Source organism: Thalassotalea agariperforans (genome assembly GCF_053470345.1).
In genome coordinates this window covers 1-17,653 of the sequence record NZ_JBQMWH010000027.1, presented here as the reverse complement: position 1 = coordinate 17,653, position 17,653 = coordinate 1, and the positions used below count along the sequence as shown (strand labels likewise).

Annotated in this window: 17 protein-coding genes and 5 tRNA genes; 6 read left to right on the top strand and 16 right to left on the bottom strand. The window is 37.6% G+C overall.

Features of this window, described 5'->3' with window-relative positions:
* Positions 1 to 390: 390 nt before the first annotated feature.
* The 6 genes from ACSLUO_RS17505 to ACSLUO_RS17480 all read right to left on the bottom strand — a co-directional run bounded on the left by ACSLUO_RS17505 (position 391) and on the right by ACSLUO_RS17480 (position 2,054).
* A complete protein-coding gene (locus tag ACSLUO_RS17505) occupies positions 391 to 921 on the bottom strand; it encodes an NADPH-dependent FMN reductase (RefSeq protein ID WP_448250539.1) in 531 nt (176 codons plus the stop codon).
* A 155-nt stretch (positions 922 to 1,076) separates the two neighbouring features.
* A tRNA-Glu gene (locus ACSLUO_RS17500) sits at positions 1,077 to 1,152 on the bottom strand.
* A gap of 147 nt (positions 1,153 to 1,299) precedes the next feature.
* Positions 1,300 to 1,375: transfer RNA gene (locus tag ACSLUO_RS17495), tRNA-Glu, on the bottom strand.
* 148 nt (positions 1,376 to 1,523) lie between these two features.
* A tRNA-Glu gene (locus ACSLUO_RS17490) sits at positions 1,524 to 1,599 on the bottom strand.
* Between the two features lie 148 nt (positions 1,600 to 1,747).
* Positions 1,748 to 1,823 (bottom strand) — tRNA-Glu (locus ACSLUO_RS17485).
* A 155-nt stretch (positions 1,824 to 1,978) separates the two neighbouring features.
* Positions 1,979 to 2,054 (bottom strand) — tRNA-Ala (locus ACSLUO_RS17480).
* A 418-nt stretch (positions 2,055 to 2,472) separates the two neighbouring features.
* Between ACSLUO_RS17480 and ACSLUO_RS17475 the strand changes: the two genes are divergently transcribed.
* Positions 2,473 to 3,384 (top strand): gluconeogenesis factor YvcK family protein, encoded by a 912-nt coding sequence (locus ACSLUO_RS17475; RefSeq protein WP_448250537.1) that lies wholly within the window; start codon positions 2,473 to 2,475, stop codon positions 3,382 to 3,384.
* A 73-nt stretch (positions 3,385 to 3,457) separates the two neighbouring features.
* Here ACSLUO_RS17475 and dcd read toward each other — a convergent pair whose 3' ends face one another.
* Both dcd and apbC read right to left on the bottom strand, forming a co-directional pair.
* Positions 3,458 to 4,051: a dCTP deaminase gene (gene dcd, locus ACSLUO_RS17470; protein WP_448250536.1), complete on the bottom strand. Its 594-nt coding sequence runs from the start codon at positions 4,049 to 4,051 to the stop codon at positions 3,458 to 3,460.
* 48 nt (positions 4,052 to 4,099) lie between these two features.
* Positions 4,100 to 5,194 carry an iron-sulfur cluster carrier protein ApbC gene (apbC, locus tag ACSLUO_RS17465; protein WP_448250535.1) on the bottom strand — a complete coding sequence of 365 codons (1,095 nt, stop codon included), beginning with the start codon at positions 5,192 to 5,194 and terminating at the stop codon, positions 4,100 to 4,102.
* A gap of 127 nt (positions 5,195 to 5,321) precedes the next feature.
* Between apbC and metG the strand changes: the two genes are divergently transcribed.
* Together metG and ACSLUO_RS17455 are read left to right on the top strand one after the other, a co-directional pair.
* The gene (gene metG / locus ACSLUO_RS17460; RefSeq protein WP_448250533.1) at positions 5,322 to 7,436 is read left to right on the top strand and encodes a methionine--tRNA ligase; all 2,115 of its coding nucleotides are present in this window, start codon (positions 5,322 to 5,324) and stop codon (positions 7,434 to 7,436) included.
* Between the two features lie 153 nt (positions 7,437 to 7,589).
* On the top strand, positions 7,590 to 7,715 hold the full coding sequence (locus ACSLUO_RS17455; RefSeq protein WP_448250532.1) for a hypothetical protein: 126 nt from the start codon (positions 7,590 to 7,592) through the stop codon (positions 7,713 to 7,715).
* Between the two features lie 157 nt (positions 7,716 to 7,872).
* Here the strand turns inward: ACSLUO_RS17455 and proB are convergent, their stop codons facing one another.
* From proB to putP, 3 genes are all read right to left on the bottom strand, one after another.
* Positions 7,873 to 9,018, bottom strand: coding sequence for a glutamate 5-kinase (gene proB / locus ACSLUO_RS17450; protein WP_448250530.1), 1,146 nt, complete (start codon positions 9,016 to 9,018; stop codon positions 7,873 to 7,875).
* Positions 9,019 to 9,118: 100 nt separating this feature from the next.
* Positions 9,119 to 9,589, bottom strand: a complete 471-nt coding sequence (locus ACSLUO_RS17445) for a MarR family winged helix-turn-helix transcriptional regulator (protein ID WP_448250528.1) — start codon at positions 9,587 to 9,589, stop codon at positions 9,119 to 9,121.
* Between the two features lie 44 nt (positions 9,590 to 9,633).
* Complete coding sequence (gene putP / locus ACSLUO_RS17440) at positions 9,634 to 11,127, bottom strand: sodium/proline symporter PutP (protein WP_448250526.1); 1,494 nt, start codon at positions 11,125 to 11,127, stop codon at positions 9,634 to 9,636.
* Between the two features lie 377 nt (positions 11,128 to 11,504).
* On the opposite strand from putP, the gene trhO reads away from it, so the two are divergent.
* Complete coding sequence (gene trhO, locus ACSLUO_RS17435; protein ID WP_448250524.1) at positions 11,505 to 12,491, top strand: oxygen-dependent tRNA uridine(34) hydroxylase TrhO; 987 nt, start codon at positions 11,505 to 11,507, stop codon at positions 12,489 to 12,491.
* A gap of 94 nt (positions 12,492 to 12,585) precedes the next feature.
* Here the strand turns inward: trhO and ACSLUO_RS17430 are convergent, their stop codons facing one another.
* The 5 genes from ACSLUO_RS17430 to ACSLUO_RS17410 form a co-directional block, all read right to left on the bottom strand.
* Complete coding sequence (locus tag ACSLUO_RS17430; RefSeq protein WP_448250522.1) at positions 12,586 to 12,780, bottom strand: hypothetical protein; 195 nt, start codon at positions 12,778 to 12,780, stop codon at positions 12,586 to 12,588.
* A 40-nt stretch (positions 12,781 to 12,820) separates the two neighbouring features.
* Positions 12,821 to 13,315: a gamma-glutamylcyclotransferase family protein gene (locus ACSLUO_RS17425; protein WP_448250521.1), complete on the bottom strand. Its 495-nt coding sequence runs from the start codon at positions 13,313 to 13,315 to the stop codon at positions 12,821 to 12,823.
* Positions 13,316 to 13,446: 131 nt separating this feature from the next.
* Positions 13,447 to 13,980: an MgtC/SapB family protein gene (locus ACSLUO_RS17420; RefSeq protein ID WP_448250542.1), complete on the bottom strand. Its 534-nt coding sequence runs from the start codon at positions 13,978 to 13,980 to the stop codon at positions 13,447 to 13,449.
* Positions 13,981 to 14,054: 74 nt separating this feature from the next.
* Positions 14,055 to 14,300 (bottom strand): hypothetical protein, encoded by a 246-nt coding sequence (locus tag ACSLUO_RS17415; RefSeq protein ID WP_448250519.1) that lies wholly within the window; start codon positions 14,298 to 14,300, stop codon positions 14,055 to 14,057.
* 52 nt (positions 14,301 to 14,352) lie between these two features.
* Positions 14,353 to 14,586 (bottom strand): PA3496 family putative envelope integrity protein, encoded by a 234-nt coding sequence (locus ACSLUO_RS17410; protein ID WP_448250518.1) that lies wholly within the window; start codon positions 14,584 to 14,586, stop codon positions 14,353 to 14,355.
* Positions 14,587 to 14,861: 275 nt separating this feature from the next.
* On the opposite strand from ACSLUO_RS17410, the gene ACSLUO_RS17405 reads away from it, so the two are divergent.
* Both ACSLUO_RS17405 and ACSLUO_RS17400 read left to right on the top strand, forming a co-directional pair.
* The gene (locus ACSLUO_RS17405; protein WP_448250540.1) at positions 14,862 to 15,656 is read left to right on the top strand and encodes an RMD1 family protein; all 795 of its coding nucleotides are present in this window, start codon (positions 14,862 to 14,864) and stop codon (positions 15,654 to 15,656) included.
* A 151-nt stretch (positions 15,657 to 15,807) separates the two neighbouring features.
* Complete coding sequence (locus ACSLUO_RS17400) at positions 15,808 to 17,493, top strand: methyl-accepting chemotaxis protein (RefSeq protein WP_448250516.1); 1,686 nt, start codon at positions 15,808 to 15,810, stop codon at positions 17,491 to 17,493.
* Positions 17,494 to 17,653: the final 160 nt, after the last annotated feature.

The following is a 17,653-nucleotide window of genomic DNA, read 5'->3' as shown; positions in this document are numbered from 1 at the left end:
ACTCAGCTATTTCAAATTACCTCCAAGGCGAGAAGAAAGGAAGTATCGCAGGTGGATTAAACCAAAACAATCGAAGTACCCAAGTAACAAAAATAAAAATGCCAGTCAGCTTAACTGACTGGCATTACTTAGAGGCAAGGCATTGATTGAAGAGAATGGTTATTCCCTTGTCAAAATCAATAACGCTGCATATAAGCCTTTAAAACTCGCCCTTCGGGAACGTATGGGCACCATGATAACTACACAAAATTTATTTGATGTAGAATAACTATATCTTCACAAATTTTGTTTGTTCTAATGTCGCCCATACCGTTCTAAGTGAGCACTTCTTTATACGGAATGGTATTAATAGCTGAAAACATTACTGTATTTTGCAAATGCTCAACTCGATTATTGGCGAAAAACAACCGACATCATTTCAGTTAATACTTGTTTAATTTCTGCATTTTTCAATTCATTTTTCTCAAGGTCAAAATTATCATAAAAACTTTTTATTGATAACGAGCCTTTTACTACCCCGGCAAAATGCGGTGCTGAAGTTACCGCTGACTTCAGCACATTAGCTGCTCCTCCGGCACCTGGTGACGTTGCTAAAAGTACCATAGGTTTATTTTGAAAAACCTTTGGATGAATGCGCGACATCCAATCAAACATATTTTTATAAGCAGCCGTGTATGAGCCATTATGCTCGGCAAAAGCAATAACTAGAGCATCAGCCTGCCCTATTTTATTAAACAGTGCCTGGGCAGCTATTGGGCTACCTAATTCTTTTTCTAGATCAACACTAAATAAAGGTAATTCAAAGTCGTTTAGATCGATCACTTCAACGGTTGCATCGGGAACTAACGAAGCGGCATAGGTCGCTAATACTTTGTTAATTGAATTTTTACTACTACTGGCACCAAAACTGAGAATATTCATTTTAAAACCTTTATAAACCCCAAGGCTTTAAAATATATCCTAGCCGCTTAAGTAACAACAACTAAAAACGAAAATATTGATGATCATTAACGATTAAATTGCGAGTTGGTAAATTTTAGGCGAAAAAAAACCGACTAAAAGTCGGTTTTTTAATGTGGCATCCCTAAGGGGATTCGAACCCCTGTTACCGCCGTGAAAGGGCGGTGTCCTAGGCCTCTAGACGATAGGGACATCAAAACAGATTGAAAGATTAAAGTTCAAATCTTTCAGTTTTGACGCATAATACTTTTAATTTAAAAGTATTAAACATCTATATTTGTGGCTTTACTAAACCAAAGGAAATTCACGAGACCTAGTTCGCTAATAACCTAAAAAAAGTGGCATCCCTAAGGGGATTCGAACCCCTGTTACCGCCGTGAAAGGGCGGTGTCCTAGGCCTCTAGACGATAGGGACACAGAAATCTATCGTTGTACTAACATCAAGTTACCTTGTTGATAATACAAATACTTAATCGTAAACGTTCAAGCATCTAATTCATGAATAACACAAGTGTCAATCATAGGATTATTGTATGGCCTAAGTTATACAACAACCTTAAAAGTGGCATCCCTAAGGGGATTCGAACCCCTGTTACCGCCGTGAAAGGGCGGTGTCCTAGGCCTCTAGACGATAGGGACACAAAAATCTATCGTTGTATTAGCATCAAGTAAGCTTGTTGTTAATACAAATACTTAAGCGTAAACGTTCAAGCATCTAATTCATGAATAACACAAGTGTCAATCATAGGATTATTGTATGGCCTAAGTTATACAACAACCTTGAAAGTGGCATCCCTAAGGGGATTCGAACCCCTGTTACCGCCGTGAAAGGGCGGTGTCCTAGGCCTCTAGACGATAGGGACACAGAAATCTATCGTTGTACCAACATCAAGTAAGCTTGTTGTTAGTACAAATACTTAATCGTAAACGTTCAAGTATCTAATTCATGAATAACACAAGTGTCAGTCATAGGATTATTGTATGGCCTAAGTTATACAACAACCTTGAATTTATAAATTGGTGGAGCTATGCGGGATCGAACCGCAGACCTCTTCGCTGCCAGCGAAGCGCTCTCCCAGCTGAGCTATAGCCCCAGAACAAATAATACTTATTTAATAAATAATAAGTAAACTTGCCGCTTAAATTCATACTTCAAATCAAAACAAAGTACTCTTTGAAAGCGAGGCGCATTCTAAGCAGACACCCCCATAGTGTCAACTATTAATTTGAATAAACCTGCTTTTTTTTCCTGTTTAGTGTTTAAATGTCTAATTAACCATCAAGTTGATTATTTTTTATTTAATCAGTGTCTTAGTCATGATGTTAGTATAATTTTGTTCTCCCCTCGCTATTCATTTTTTTGTGGCTAATTAAATAGTTAGTAACCCCTTATCTTTTTTAAGCGACTTCGTTAAGTGTAATCAATTGTAAAATGCCCTCACCTTTACTTTATTTTTAACACAATAATGCGTAAAGTTAGCTTACCTACGTAAATTTAAAACCTTAAGTTATATGCAATTAGAATCACTAAATGTTGTTGCCATTGGTGGTGGTCATGGTTTAGGACGCGTGCTTTCAACGCTTTCTTTTCTTGGTGATCAACTCACCGGTATTGTAACCACAACCGATAATGGTGGCTCAACAGGTAGACTTCGCAAACGTAGTAGTACTATTGCATGGGGCGATCTGAGAAATTGCCTTACCGAACTTGTCGACGACGATTCTATTGGGAGTCAGTTATTCAACTTTCGTTTTGACGGCCAAGATGAACTCGGTGGTCATAACCTAGGTAACTTAATTTTATACGGCCTAGGACAAATACAATCTCGTCCAATTGAGTCAATTAAACTGGTAAGGCGTTTATTACGTATCAAGCCGCCAGTGTATCCTATGTCGGAAACCCCAACTGATTTAATGGCCTTTTATCCAAAAGGACGCTGCCGTGTTGGTGAGCTATCAGTTGACGAAATGCCGGTCATGCCCGAAAACTTAATGTTAGCGCCACTGGTAAAAACACCAAATCAATGTTTAAAAGCGCTAGCAAATGCTGATTTAATTATTTTAGGCCCAGGTAGTTTTCTCACTAGCGTGATACCACCATTATTAGTACGCGATATATCTAACGCCTTAAAAAATCGAAAAGGTCACTGTGTATTTATTGATAATGTGGTTGCAGAAAAAAGCCCTGCGTCGCAGCTTACATTAGATGAAAAACTCGCTTGGATAGAAAGTAATATTGGTTGTTTGCCCATTGATAGTGTTATTGCCAACCTTGGAGTTACATCTGAGCGCGTTAATGTGATTAATCAACAGCTAGCTAAAAAATCAGTTCCACATCACCATGACCGAGAAATGCTGATCAAAGCACTAAACGTTATTGTTAAAGATTTGAAAAAACCACCGTTAAAAGTTGTTAACTCTTAACGGTGGTTTTTACCTCAACAAAAAGGCCAGCATAACAATGCTGGCCTTTTGCTTTCAACGAAGAGTTAAAAGGTTAAGATGAAGCCTCATCTTGGCTAATTCGGCTGGCAACGGCCCCCTTCTGCCCTTTATATTTAGCATCATCTCGCGTGTTATAAGGCCGTAGAGCGCTATCCGACATAGTTTCAAAATTTAACGCCGCTATTTTCATTTTAGGACGCAAAGCTAACGGTAATTTACCGCTGTTATAAAACTCTAATACAATTTGTCCTGACCAGCCGGGATCAATTCTATGTGCTGTCACATGTACCATTAAACCTAAACGCGCTAACGAAGAGCGACCATCTAACCAACCAACAATGTTATCTGGTAAAGTGACCGACTCATAAGTTACCGCTAATGCTAACTCGCCAGGATGAAGAAAAAACGCTTCGCCATCAGGAATGACAATTTCATCACTCATCACTGAATTCATCGCTTTTTGCATTTCTTCACGAGGACCACTTAAATCAATATAAGGAGCAGTGTGATCTTGGAAAACGCGAAATTCATTACCTAAACGAATATCAACACTCACCCCTGAAATCATTGATGAATCTGGTTTAGGTAAAATAGTGATCGTTCCTTGTTCAATATGTCGTTCTATATCTTTATCACACAATCTCATGGTTTATTCTCAGAATTTATTAGTATTTGCAAAGTGCTATGCGCAATCTTATTCACTGATTACCACATCAGGTGTCAGTGGACTTCGATTATCTAATTGTAAAAATAATTGCGCTGCGGTATTGCGCGCTATTTTACGGTACTGTTGGGCTATTTCACCAGCGCTATTTTCAATTAATGGTGAAAGACCACAATCCATGTCTGCGCGAATATCACTATTTAACGGCAAATGTCCTAATAATTGCGTTTGATATTGCTCAGCAACAAACTGCCCGCCTCCTTCACCAAACAAGTGAGCTTTGTTACCACAAGCGTCACAAATGTGATAACTCATGTTTTCAATGACACCTAATACAGGAATATTAACCTTTTCAAACATGGCAATGCCTTTAATAGCATCTGCCAACGCCACATTTTGAGGAGTAGTAACCACAACAGAGGCCGCAACGGGCACTTTTTCAGACAAGGTTATTTGAATATCGCCGGTACCTGGTGGCATATCAATGATCAAATAATCAAGTTCACCCCATAAAGTTTCATGTAATAACTGATCAAATGCTTTACTGGCCATAGGGCCACGCCAGACAGCAGCATCTTCGTCAGGCACTAAAAAACCGATAGAGTTGAGCACTAAACCATTCGCTTCCACGGGGATCATTAACTGGCCATCACGTGACATTGGTTTTTTATCGGTAACACCTAACATGGTCGGTATCGACGGGCCATAAATATCAGCATCTAAAATACCAACACGAGCACCTTCCGCTTGTAATGCGTACGCCAAATTTACACTAGTGGTTGATTTACCAACACCACCTTTACCTGAGGCAACGGCAATAACATTACGAATACCCGCAATATGATGTTCTCTGACCGGTAAAACATGAAAAGCAATATTAAAGGTAACCGTTAGCGCTAACTGCTCAGACAAAGTTAAAGCAATGTCGTTTAATTCACTAATACAAGGAAATGGTACAACTAGCGCCACTTCAATACCTGATTTTACCGCGGTAAAAGTTGGCGGTTCACAAACGGCTAAAACACCTAGAGGAAAACTCGACGAACGATATGCGGACAATGTTTCACTGATCATTTCAATATGTTGATCTGAAACTTTTTTCGATGGAAATAGCTTTTTAAACAATGTGAGTCACTTAATATTTAATTTATATTACAGAAGAATAGAAAAACAACCGATTTCTTAATGAAACCTCGCGCTAAATTTTGTACCATTGCGCCATTGATTTCCACCTAAATGTTATAAAGATTCAATGTCACAAAATTTAAGCTCTAATTCAGACACGGCAAAACGTAAAATATTAGCCACTTGCGCCCTTCCTTATGCCAACGGTTCTATTCATTTAGGCCATTTGCTTGAACACATCCAAACCGATATTTGGGTGCGCTTTCAACGAATGCGTGGCCATGAAGTGTATTTTGTTTGTGCTGACGATGCGCACGGCACTCCAATCATGTTAAAAGCCCAAGAATTAGGTATTACGCCTGAGGCTATGATTGATGGTGTTCGTGAAGAGCATATGGCTGACTTTAAAGACTTTATGATAAGTTTTGATAACTACCATTCTACCCATAGCGATGAAAACCGTGAATTAGCTAGCGCTATTTATAATAAGCTGCATGACGGCGGTCATATTAAAACGCGGGTAATTTCACAGCTTTATGATGAAGAAAAAGGCATGTTTTTACCTGATCGCTTTGTAAAAGGTACTTGCCCTAAATGTAAAAGCGAAGATGAAAATGGTGACAGCTGTGATAGCTGTGGTGCTACCTACTCACCTACCGAGGTGATTAATCCTCGTTCTGTTGTTTCAGGTTCAACCCCAGTTTTACGTGATTCTGAACATTATTTCTTCGACTTGCCCGCATTTGAAAGCATGTTACAAGCTTGGACAACGGGTGGTTCATTACAAGATGAAATGGCTAACAAGTTAAACGAGTGGTTTGAGTCAGGTTTACAGCAATGGGATATTAGCCGCGACGCCCCTTATTTTGGTTTTGAAATCCCCAATGCGCCCGGAAAATATTTTTATGTTTGGTTAGATGCGCCTATTGGTTATATGGGAAGCTTTAAAAACCTATGTGATAAAAAAGGCATTAATTTTGATGACTACTGGAAAGCAGACTCTGATGCCGAACTTTATCATTTTATTGGTAAAGACATCATCTATTTCCACAGCTTGTTTTGGCCAGCCATGTTAGAAGGTGCTGGTTACCGTAAGCCTACCTCAGTATTCGCACATGGTTTTGTTACGGTAGATGGCGCTAAAATGTCTAAATCTAAAGGCACTTTTATTAAAGGCCGTACCTATTTAGACCATTTACAACCTGAATATTTACGTTATTACTACGCAGCTAAATTAACTAACCGTATTGATGACTTAGACCTTAACTTAAAAGATTTCGCCCAACGGGTAAATTCAGATCTAGTGGGTAAAGTAGTCAATATTGCTTCACGTTGTGCTGGTTTTATCAGTAAACGTTTTGATGGCATGTTATCAAGCAACATTGATGATCCGGTACTCGCTGATGAAGTGATGGCTGCTGGTGATAGGTTAGCTGAACTATATGAAAAACGCGATTTTGGCCGCGCAATGCGTGAGATCATGGCATTAGCCGACAAAGTTAATGAATATATCGCCATTAAAGAGCCTTGGCAGTTAGCTAAAGACGAATCAAAGCAACAAGAAGTGCAAGATATTTGCTCATTGGGCATTAACCTATTCCGTATTTTAATGACTTACTTAAAACCGGTTTTACCTGCTCTTGCTGAAAAAACGGAAGGCTTTTTAAATGATGAATTATTGTGGGATGGCCATAAAACCTTATTAACTGATCATAAAATTAATAAGTTTAAAGCGTTAATGCAACGTATTGAAATGGATAAAGTTGCGGCAATGACCGAAGCGTCAAAAGAAAATTTAACGGCAACCGCAAAAGCAGCACCAAAAGCGAAAAAAACTGAAAAAAAATCAGCTAAACAAACTCCGGCGTTAACCGGTGAGCCTTTGATTGATGATCCCATTGCACCAGAAATTCAATTTGACGATTTTGCTAAAATAGATTTACGCATTGCTAAAATCATTAACGCTGAGCATGTTGAAAAAGCAGATAAATTATTACGCTTAGAGTTAGCGCTTGACTCACATGAAGGTGGTGAAACCCGCCAAGTATTTGCTGGTATTAAATCAGCCTACCAGCCAGAAGATTTGATTGGCAAGCTTACCGTGATGGTGGCTAACTTAGCACCGCGTAAAATGCGTTTTGGCATGTCTGAAGGCATGGTACTAGCAGCAGGCCCTGGTGGTAAAGATTTATGGATACTGAATCCAGAAGATGGTGCTCAACCGGGTATGAAAGTTAAATAAAGCCTAGCCTAAATTTAAGCCTTGTTAACCTAAGGTGAACGATGCAAAAGCGAGTTGTATGCTCGCTTTTTTTATACCTTGAAAATAAGCTTATACCAATCCGTATAAGAAAGTACTCACTTAGCGAGAATTTAAAGGCTTAGAGGCGAGGCATTGATTGAAGAGAATGGTTATTCCCTTATCAAAATCAATAACGCTGCATATAAGCCTTTAAAACTCGCCCTTTGGGAACGTATGGGCACCATGATAACTGCACAAAATTTATTTGATGTAGAATAACTATATCTTTACAAATTTTGTTTGTTCTAATGCCGCCTATACCGTTCTAGGTGAGCACTTCTTTATATGGAGTGGTATTAATTAACCTACAGGCAAAAAAAATGAACCTAGTTAGGTTCATTTTTATAAAAGTTTAAAAATAACTCAGCTCGTTATATTAACGGCCATCTTCACTTGCTTCATTTAACATCGCGATATTATCTTCTTGTAAAACTGAAGATACGCTATTAGAGCTAGATTTATCAGAAATATCTGCAATGTAAGACAATAAACAACTACTATAGTTGGTAGACGCTTTAGCTAACTCTTCACCTTCACTATCTTTAATAATTACCGTATCGCCATTAGAGAAGTTACCGTTAACTTCAACTACATCATCAGTAGATAACGCAGTATCACCTAAGATAAAGGCATCAGCCCCTTCTTTATTTAACACCAACTCACCTTGTTCTCTGGTAGTGTGGGTTAACCAATGAATATCTTGATCTAACGGTTTTGCATAAGGCGCAAATAAAGTGCCTGGGTTTTTACCGCTTAAAAAGTCTGTAAAAACACTCTGATTAAAACCATTGACAATATAACTATAAATACCATGAGCTGCTGCTTTTTCAGCCGCTTCTAACTTGGTTGCCATACCGCCAGTGCCAACAGAACTTGTTGCACAACCAGCCATACTTTTAATATTTTCATCAATTTCATTTACCGTTTTAACAATAACGGCATCGTCATATTTGTTTGGATCTTTTGTAAACAAACCTTCAATATCTGAACACATGATCAACACATCTGCGTGTGTTGCTGCGGCAACCATTGCCGACAAGTTATCATTGTCGCCAACCTTCAAATAATCAGTGGTCACCGTATCATTTTCATTAATGATAGGTAATAAACCATTTTCTAAGAGTGTTGAGATGGTTTCTTTAATACTGTCATAACGTTCTTTATCGGTTAAATCACCGTGTGTTAACAATACTTGAGCAGTAGGGAAATCAAATAATCTATCCCAGGTGGCTAACATTTCAGCTTGGCCGGCAGCAGCCATTGCTTTTTTTAATCCAATAGACGGCTTAGCTTCAGCGAAAAAAGCTCTACCTGCGGCAACTGAGCCTGAAGAAACGAGTATGACATCAATATGGCGTTTTCGGCATTCAATAATAAATTGTGCTATTGCTAATAAATTATGCGAACTACAACCCTTTCCATCTGGTGCAATTAACGCGCTGCCAATTTTTAAAACAATTCTTTTCCATGTGCTTATATAGCCATTGGTTTTCATATATTCCTCCGAAATTACAGTGGCCATATAATACACCAAAATTGATTAGTATACTAATCAATTTTTTTAGAGGCATAAAAAAGGCCAAACAAATTGTTCAGCCTTAGTATAGCAAAAGAATATGTAACTATTGTGGCACTTCACTAATATTTAAGATCGGTGCGGCATCTAACTTATTCGCATCCATCATACTAGCAACGCGTTGCACACTTGAAAGTAAGAGTGATTGTTCCCAATCATCTAAACAACTAAATTTTTCGATAAAAGCGTCTTCCATCGCTTTAGGTGAATCATCAAGTGTCGTTTTACCGGTTTCAGTTAAACAAAGAAAAACTCTACGGCGATCTTCTTCACTTCTCATTCGACTAATTAATAATTTGTCCTCTAATCGATCAAGAATACTCGTCACTGTCGCTTGGCTAAGATTCACAATTTCAGACAATTGTTTAGCCGTAATGCCTGGCTGACTGCTTAACGCTTGCAACACAAGTAATTGCGGCCCTGTGATCCCCACTTCTTTACTTAACTTTTTTGAACGTAAGTCGATTGCACGAATAACTCGTCTGATCGCCACTAATAATTCTTCATATTTTTCCACTTTAATTCACCTTCTAACAACACTTTTGAACTGTGTTTATACAGTTAACAATGCGCTTTAATTACTTTTTGACAACGCTCAAACGTAGCTAAAGTTGATTCACTCGGCATTGATAAATGACTCACCAACCAAATAGTCAACGAATTAACCACAAAGCCAGGTGCTAATTCATAAAACAGCGAACCTAATGCTTCACCATTTTCAAGTACTGGCACATGCCCCCAAAACAATACCGTTAAAGCTCCCGTAATAATCCCGGCAATTGCGCCAGCATTACTCATTCTTTTCCACAATAAAGCAAATAAAATAACAGGACCAAAAGCGGCGCCAAAACCTGCCCATGCGCTTGATACGATACTAAGTACATTCTGACCAGGATCTAACGAGATATATGTAGCAACAAGAGCAACCGCTAAAACGCATAATCTACTCACTAAAACTAAACGCTGTTCACTGGCTTTTTTATCAATAAAAATGCGATAAAAGTCTTCAACTAATGAACTACTCGACACTAATAATTGAGATGAAATCGTACTCATAATGGCGGCTAAAATAGCTGCTAATAACCAACCGGCAACTAACGGATGGAACAAGGTTGTAGATAATAAAACAAAAATAGTTTCTGGATCATCAACAGTTATACCTTGCTGCTGGGTATAATAAAAACCAACAAGACCGGTTAATAACGCCCCTATCAACGACACTGTCATCCAGCTCATACCAATATTTCTCGCGGTTTTTACACTTGATACATGGTTAATCGCCATAAATCGCACAATAATATGCGGTTGTCCAAAATAACCTAAGCCCCAAGACATTAAGCTAAGAATAGTCAACCAGCCAAAGCCCTCCCAAGCCGCACTTGACTGATAAAACGCATTTAAGGTGTTACCGATCAAATTAGTATTTGGCTCCAGCTCAATAAAAGCAAAAACAGGCACACAAATGAGCGCCAAGAACATAATACAACCCTGAACAAAATCGGTTAAGCTCACCGCTAAAAAGCCGCCCAAAACAGTATAAATAATGACAACACTGATGGTTAAATACACCCCCATTGAATAATCTAAACCAAAGGCGGACTGAAATAACTTACCGCCAGCCACCAAACCTGATGAGGTATATAAAGTAAAAAAGCAAATAATAACAATAGAAGCAACAATACGAACAAAGCTGTTTTGTAATGAAAAACGTTTTGAGAAAAATTCAGGTACGGTTAATGAATTATCAGCCTCCTCAGTATAAACACGTAAACGGGGAGCTACGATTTGGTAATTAAAAAAAGCACCGATAATTAAACCTAAACCAATCCATATACTATCTAAACCTGAAACAAAAGCGGCACCAGGTAAGCCCATTAACATCCAACCACTCATATCTGACGCACCAGCAGACAAAGCCGTAACTTTAGCGCTGATATTTCTGCCACCTAATAAATATTCATCATTGTTGGCTGTTGATTTACGCATGGCATACAAACCAATTAGCAGCATTACTAAAAAGTAAGCAACAATAGAAACGACAGAATAATAACTCACGTTTATACCTCAATAATTAATAGATCGAATAAATTCAATAACGAACCAACCCCCTGTTAGTTCGTAAACTAAACATTTTACAGGGATTGACAATTGATGCAAGGATGAACAATTTCAAACAAACCTTTGTAAATCAATTATAAGCAATTACAAAGAAGAAATTACCAATCAACATATTACTTAGAGCTATAAATTAATTTAACTCCTAAAGCGTAGTTTATATTGATAAAAGCCATTCGCCACTAAACTGTTCATTCAGCCTTTTGCAAAATAAAATAAAGTCCTTATAATATGCGCGGTTAATTAAGCATTAACATTAAATTCTTATTTTTTATTTATTAACGCACGGGATTTACGTTCCCGTTAGCAGGAAACTTATGACTACTTATGTTGTTTGCGCAATGTACAAATTTGTTGCGCTTGAAGATTTTGAAAAAATTCGCCAACCACTTCTTAATATCATGGAAGAAAATGATATTTGCGGCACCTTATTATTAGCCAATGAAGGTATCAACGGCACCGTAGCCGGCTCTCGCCAAGCGATTGATAACTTATTAGCTTGGTTTGAATTAGACTCACGTTTAGCGGATATTTCTCATAAAGAATCTTTCACTGAAGAAAAGCCTTTTAAACGCTGTAAAGTAAAACTGAAAAAAGAAATTGTTACCATGGGCGTTGAAGGTATTGATCCTCGCCATGTCGTGGGTACTTATGTTAAGCCGCAAGATTGGAATGCTTTAATTTCTGATCCTGAGGTGGTTTTAGTTGATACACGCAACGATTACGAAGTACAAATTGGCACCTTTCAAAATGCTGTTGATCCAAACACCACAACTTTCCGTGAATTCCCTGATTATGTAAAAAATAATATGGATCCTGCTAAACATAAAAAAGTAGCTATGTTTTGCACAGGTGGTATTCGTTGCGAAAAATCAACGGCCTACATGAAAGAACAAGGCTTTGAAGAAGTTTATCACCTTGAAGGTGGCATTTTGAAATATTTAGAAGAAGTGCCTGAAGAAGAAACCATGTGGCAAGGTGAGTGTTTTGTTTTTGATGACAGAGTAACGGTTGATCATCAATTAAATGCGGGTAAATATGATCAATGCCATGCTTGTCGTATGCCTATTTTAGAAGAAGACAAAGACCGCAGTGAATATGAAAAAGGGGTAAGTTGTCATCATTGTTATGATAAAACCTCACCAGAGCAACGAGCGCGTTATGCTGAACGTGAAAAACAAATGGAATTAGCTAAATTACGTGGCGAAGCCCATGTTGGCTCAGAAGCAGCAAAAACATTAGCGGCCAGAAAAGCGGCTAAAAAAGAAAAATTAGCGGCTCAGCAAGCTGCCGAAAAACAATAATACCAATCCGTATAAAAGTATCTTAAAAGCTAACCCCATATTTAACGATGTCTGGGGTCAGCTTTTTAAATCGGCCTCTTTTTCTGTTTCCTATCTAAGCGGTAAGATCATCCTTACAAATTAAATACACTAAATAGATAATTCCTAAAACCGGAATGATTGAGAAAATAGCGCCCATCAAACCGGCTCTTATAGGAGCATTACTTTTCTTTTTTCCAATAACATAACAGCTAATGCCAATGATGATGGCAAACCCAGCGACGAGCACAATTAACAGTGACGTATTCATATAATAGGTTTCCTCTTAGCATAAATGCCAATAATAAAAATTAAGTTAAATAAATAGCTTGCTCTTGCTCTGCCCGAGCTAAATCTTTATCTTCAATAAAGTCAGTTGCCGCCAACTTATTAATATATTGCACTGGCAACGCATTTTCTTTAGCGCCAACAAGTACGTGCCGTAAATACCAATCATAGGGCTTAATATCAGAAGCCACTAAGATGGCATAATAGACAAAAGCTTGATGTCTTTGACCACGTTCATTTTCAACATAGACTTGTTTTTCTTGATAGCCATGGCCTAAATCTTCAGCAAAATCTAATACCGGTTTGTCAGCTTCTGCAATTTCAAACAATACACCATAAATAATATCATTTGCCTTTGTTGTCGCCAAAGCATCACACTTAGCCGAGCCGTCTTTACCAATTTTATGAAACCGTAACGTATGCCCAGTTAAAAAATAACTACCTAATTTTTGGGCACTGGGGACGCGTGCCTGTAACCTAGCAAGCGACATATTTGAGCCATAAGCAAAGTATTTCATTAATGATAATTATGTAATTGCTGAAAGAAAAAGAATAATAAAGCCTTAGGTATTAGCCGTCCAGCGCATTTAAGTATTAGCCGCTATTTTCTGTAACAGGGCTAAAAACTGAAACGGACACAATTGAATCTTTAACCTTGCGGTGGTTTAAAAATTTTCGCTTTTTTCTTTTGATGTCGGTCACTAAAACGAGACGGTTCAGCTTTCCAGGTACGGTATCGATTATGCACACCTTTAGTGAACATTTGAGAGTACTCTTCTAATAGATCAACCCCAACCAAAATAAACACTACCACTAGTGATATTTGAATAGAAGCCCAAAAGTCCCCTTTTGAAACCACAACACCAACCGCAGCCAATACCCAAATAGTAGCCGCCGATGTTACCCCAACAACAGCACCATCTTTAGCCAACATTACACCAGCTCCTAAAAAACCTACGCCGGTAATAACTTGGCCAATAATACGTGAAGGATCAGACATATCAGAAGCAACACTGTCAGCTGTTGCAATAAAGACATAAGTACCTAAAACGATCAGTGACGAGGTACGAATGCCAACCGGCTTGCCTCTTAATTGACGTTCTAAACCAATAATAGCACCACAAAATAATGCCGTAAAAATGGCAGGCCATTGATAAGGCGCAATAGCAAAAAAGGTATTAATGAGGAAACCTTAAAGACTGGAAATAGGAAGTAGAAAAATGAGTAAGTAATATCTTACTTACTCATTCATGATCATTATAAGCTGATTTTAGCAACGGTTTTGAATTCTTGATCTTTCAAGTCATCATTAACACAATTTAATACAAATTTGTAAAGATCAGCTGCTGAAATATCATCTTCTTTTGCCCATTCTTTACAGTCTTCAATTGCTTGTTTCACAACTTCAGCTGGTGCTTCTGGTAATTCATCAGCAACTGCATTTGTTAAAAAGCCAGAAACTAAACCGGTTGTTAATAAAGTAACTAATAGTGTTTTTTTCATTTTATTTCCTAGGTTTTCAGTAAAATTTTTAACGTTACCTAACGTTAATGATTTAATTCCAATCGTCATATTCATCGTCAATTAAATCTCTTAATCGACGGGCTTCCTGACGAGCTTCTATTTTTTTACGAACCAAATAGTTGTTCATACTGCGATGGCGTTTAGAACCATTTCTAGGCTGACTTTCTATATTGTCGTAATCAAAATCGCTTTGATTGAGTTGCGGGTTATAACTATCGTTAAATTCCAAGTCGTCGTTATAAGCAGATCTTGAGTGTTTATTCATTGGCTTTCTCTCGTGTTATGAATAAGTTTTACGTGCGGATAGTCGCACTTTTACAAAAAAACAAAAGCAAAAAGTTTTAACGCTATCGACTAATTATTTTTGTCGAAAAATATTTCATCAAAAGACAAGAATAAAGATTGGCAAAAATAAAAACTTGGCGTAAAAGAAAGATCTTTTCATGATGGTTCGCTTTGATATACCAAATGGGTTAACACGGCAACATCAGCCAATTAACAGAGAAAACGTAAATGAAGAATGAAAAAAGCGCCGAAGTGATCAATTTTAGCCACGATCGCGTTTCAATTTATAATCTAGGTGATAATTATTTTTCCGGCGCTAGCAGTATCAGCACCAATATAACTGAACGTGGTGTTCGTTACCGTGATGCCGTTCACATGGTTGTAAGCACAGGTGAATATTGGTTATTTGATTATGGCGTTATTGTTTTTTGGGCGGTTGATGAAGATGAACGTATGGCATTACTTAATCGCTTGTTGCGCGATCACAAAAGTGTTGTTGAAAACATTGAAGAGCATTTAAGATTTGCGTTTGCTGCTGAATTAAAAATTAGTAAAGATGTAATTTATCTACCGGATGATAACCCGTTAACACGTTTAGCGATTAGTCATGCACTTGCTCAATCAATAAAGCTCATTGAATATGAGCAAAACGCCCAAAACACCATTGCTGATTATTCACATTTACCTCAAACGCTGGCTAAAACGGGTAAAATTGCACTATCACGTAAAGAAACGGCCAAAATTCGTGGTACTCTTTTCAGCACGAAAAGTGACATCATACTTCACTATGGTTTACTTGATACACCTGAATTTTTCTGGGAATATCCCGAATATGAAAACACCTATAATACCATTGCGCGCTATATGGAGATCCATCAGCGTGTTGAGCTATTATCAATAAAATTAGCCACCATTCATGAGCTATTTGACATGTTAGCGGATGAGCAAAAGCATCAACATTCCTCATTTTTAGAGTGGATTATTATTGTATTGATCGCCATTGAAATCGTTATTTATTTTGTTGAAGAATTTAAAGCTGTGGTTAATTAGCCGTTATATTATTTCAACTTTTAATATAAGGTAACATTTTAAAAAGTTTGCGCTATGATAAAAATGATTACCTTATCTTTGAGATAAACACCTTGTTATATTCTTCCGATATAAACATAAAAATGAAAACTCAAAACACGGCGAGGAAATAATGTTTAAAAAGATTTTACTAAAAAACAAATTGTTAGCTATTTGTTTACTTCCAGTATTGTTGGTTGCGGCGACCATTTTATGGAGCACAATCCAAGAATTAAATACTTTCAAAGAACAACAAATAGAAGAAGAAAGAAAGGCTCTGCTGGCACAGAAGCAAAATGAACTGAAATCACTCGTACTTATGGCATTATCGTCAATGGACGCTATCTTAAAGCAACCGTCATCAAAAGCGAAAGACGATGCCATCATTGATATGTTAAACCAATTAAAATACGAAAATGGCGGCTACTTTTTTATCAATAGTTACGACAATATGTCGATAGCCAATGGGAGAAAAGGACGCTTCGAAACAACACCTATTAATTTTACTAGGGAAAACCCAAATAAAAAGCATCCTATCGAAACTATGGCTGACAGAGCAAGAGCCGGTGGAGGCTACACACATTATACCGCACCTAAAAAAGGCTCAGGTAAAGTGCAATTTCCCAAATTAGCCTACACTCAAAATATTCCTGGTTACGATTGGTTAATTGGCACAGGTTATTATATTGATGATATTGAAGAAACAATTGAAAGAAAAATTGAAAATATTGATAACACCCTATCAAATATTATTATTAATACCTCTATTATTACTTTTATTTTATTATTGGCGTCAATTGTTGTTTGTTTCATCTCTATTATGAAAGCATTAAGACCGCTCGATAATATGAACGCCGCATTGCAAGACATTTCTCATGGTCAAGGAGATCTCACTAAAAAACTCGCAATCGAAAATAAAGATGAAGTAGGACGATGCGCTAAATCATTTAACGATTTTTCCGAAAAAATTCGCGAAATTGTTATCAATGTGAGTAAAGAAGCCGAAGTTATTAATAACTCAACGCTTGAACTAGATAACTCTTCTCAAAATAGCTTAGATTTAATCCACGAACAGCGCATTAAAACTGAACACCTCGCCACAGTCATTAACGAAATGTTAGCAACGGCACAAGAAATAACGCGTAACTCAAACCACGCTTCAGAATCAGCAACCGAAGCTGATGAAGAAGTCACCGTAACAATGAGTTCCTTAATGGCAGCCCTCGATAAATTGCAAAAACTAAACGATGATATCAACCATTCATCAGAAGCAATGAATGTATTAGAACGTGAAACAGACGCCATTGGAAGTGTGCTAGAGGTTATTCAACAAATCGCTGAGCAAACCAACCTATTAGCTTTAAATGCCGCTATTGAAGCTGCTCGTGCTGGTGAACAAGGTCGTGGTTTTGCTGTTGTTGCCGATGAAGTGCGCACCTTAGCCAGTCGCACACAAAGTAGCACTGAAGAAATCAGAACCATGATCGACAAGTTGCAATCGGGTGCACAAAGCGCGGTATCGGCTATGGCAATTAGTAAATCATCAAGTGAAGAAGCGAAAGAAGTCACTGAGCAGTCGAGAAATTCATTAGAAAAAGTCAATAATGCCATATCCACAATGAATAGTATGAACACTCAAATAGCAACCTCAGCACTGGAACAGACTAACGTAACCGAAGATTTAAATAATAATGTTCACGCATTATTTGAATTAACTGAAGTAACTGAAAATGAATTTAAAAACATTGCTAAAACAAGTACTAACTTGAAATCAAATGCCGCAGTGTTAAATAACGAAGTAGCACACTTTACCGTTTAGTGGCTTTATAAAAAGGGTTAGCAATAACCCTTTTTAAGACCCTGTAACACATTTTGTGTAACTGCCAAGTTTAAATAACATCTTTCAAACGGTCTTCGAATTCAATCATAAATCGATTCAAGGCCGTTTTCCAATTTCTTATCGGCATCGTCCATTTTTT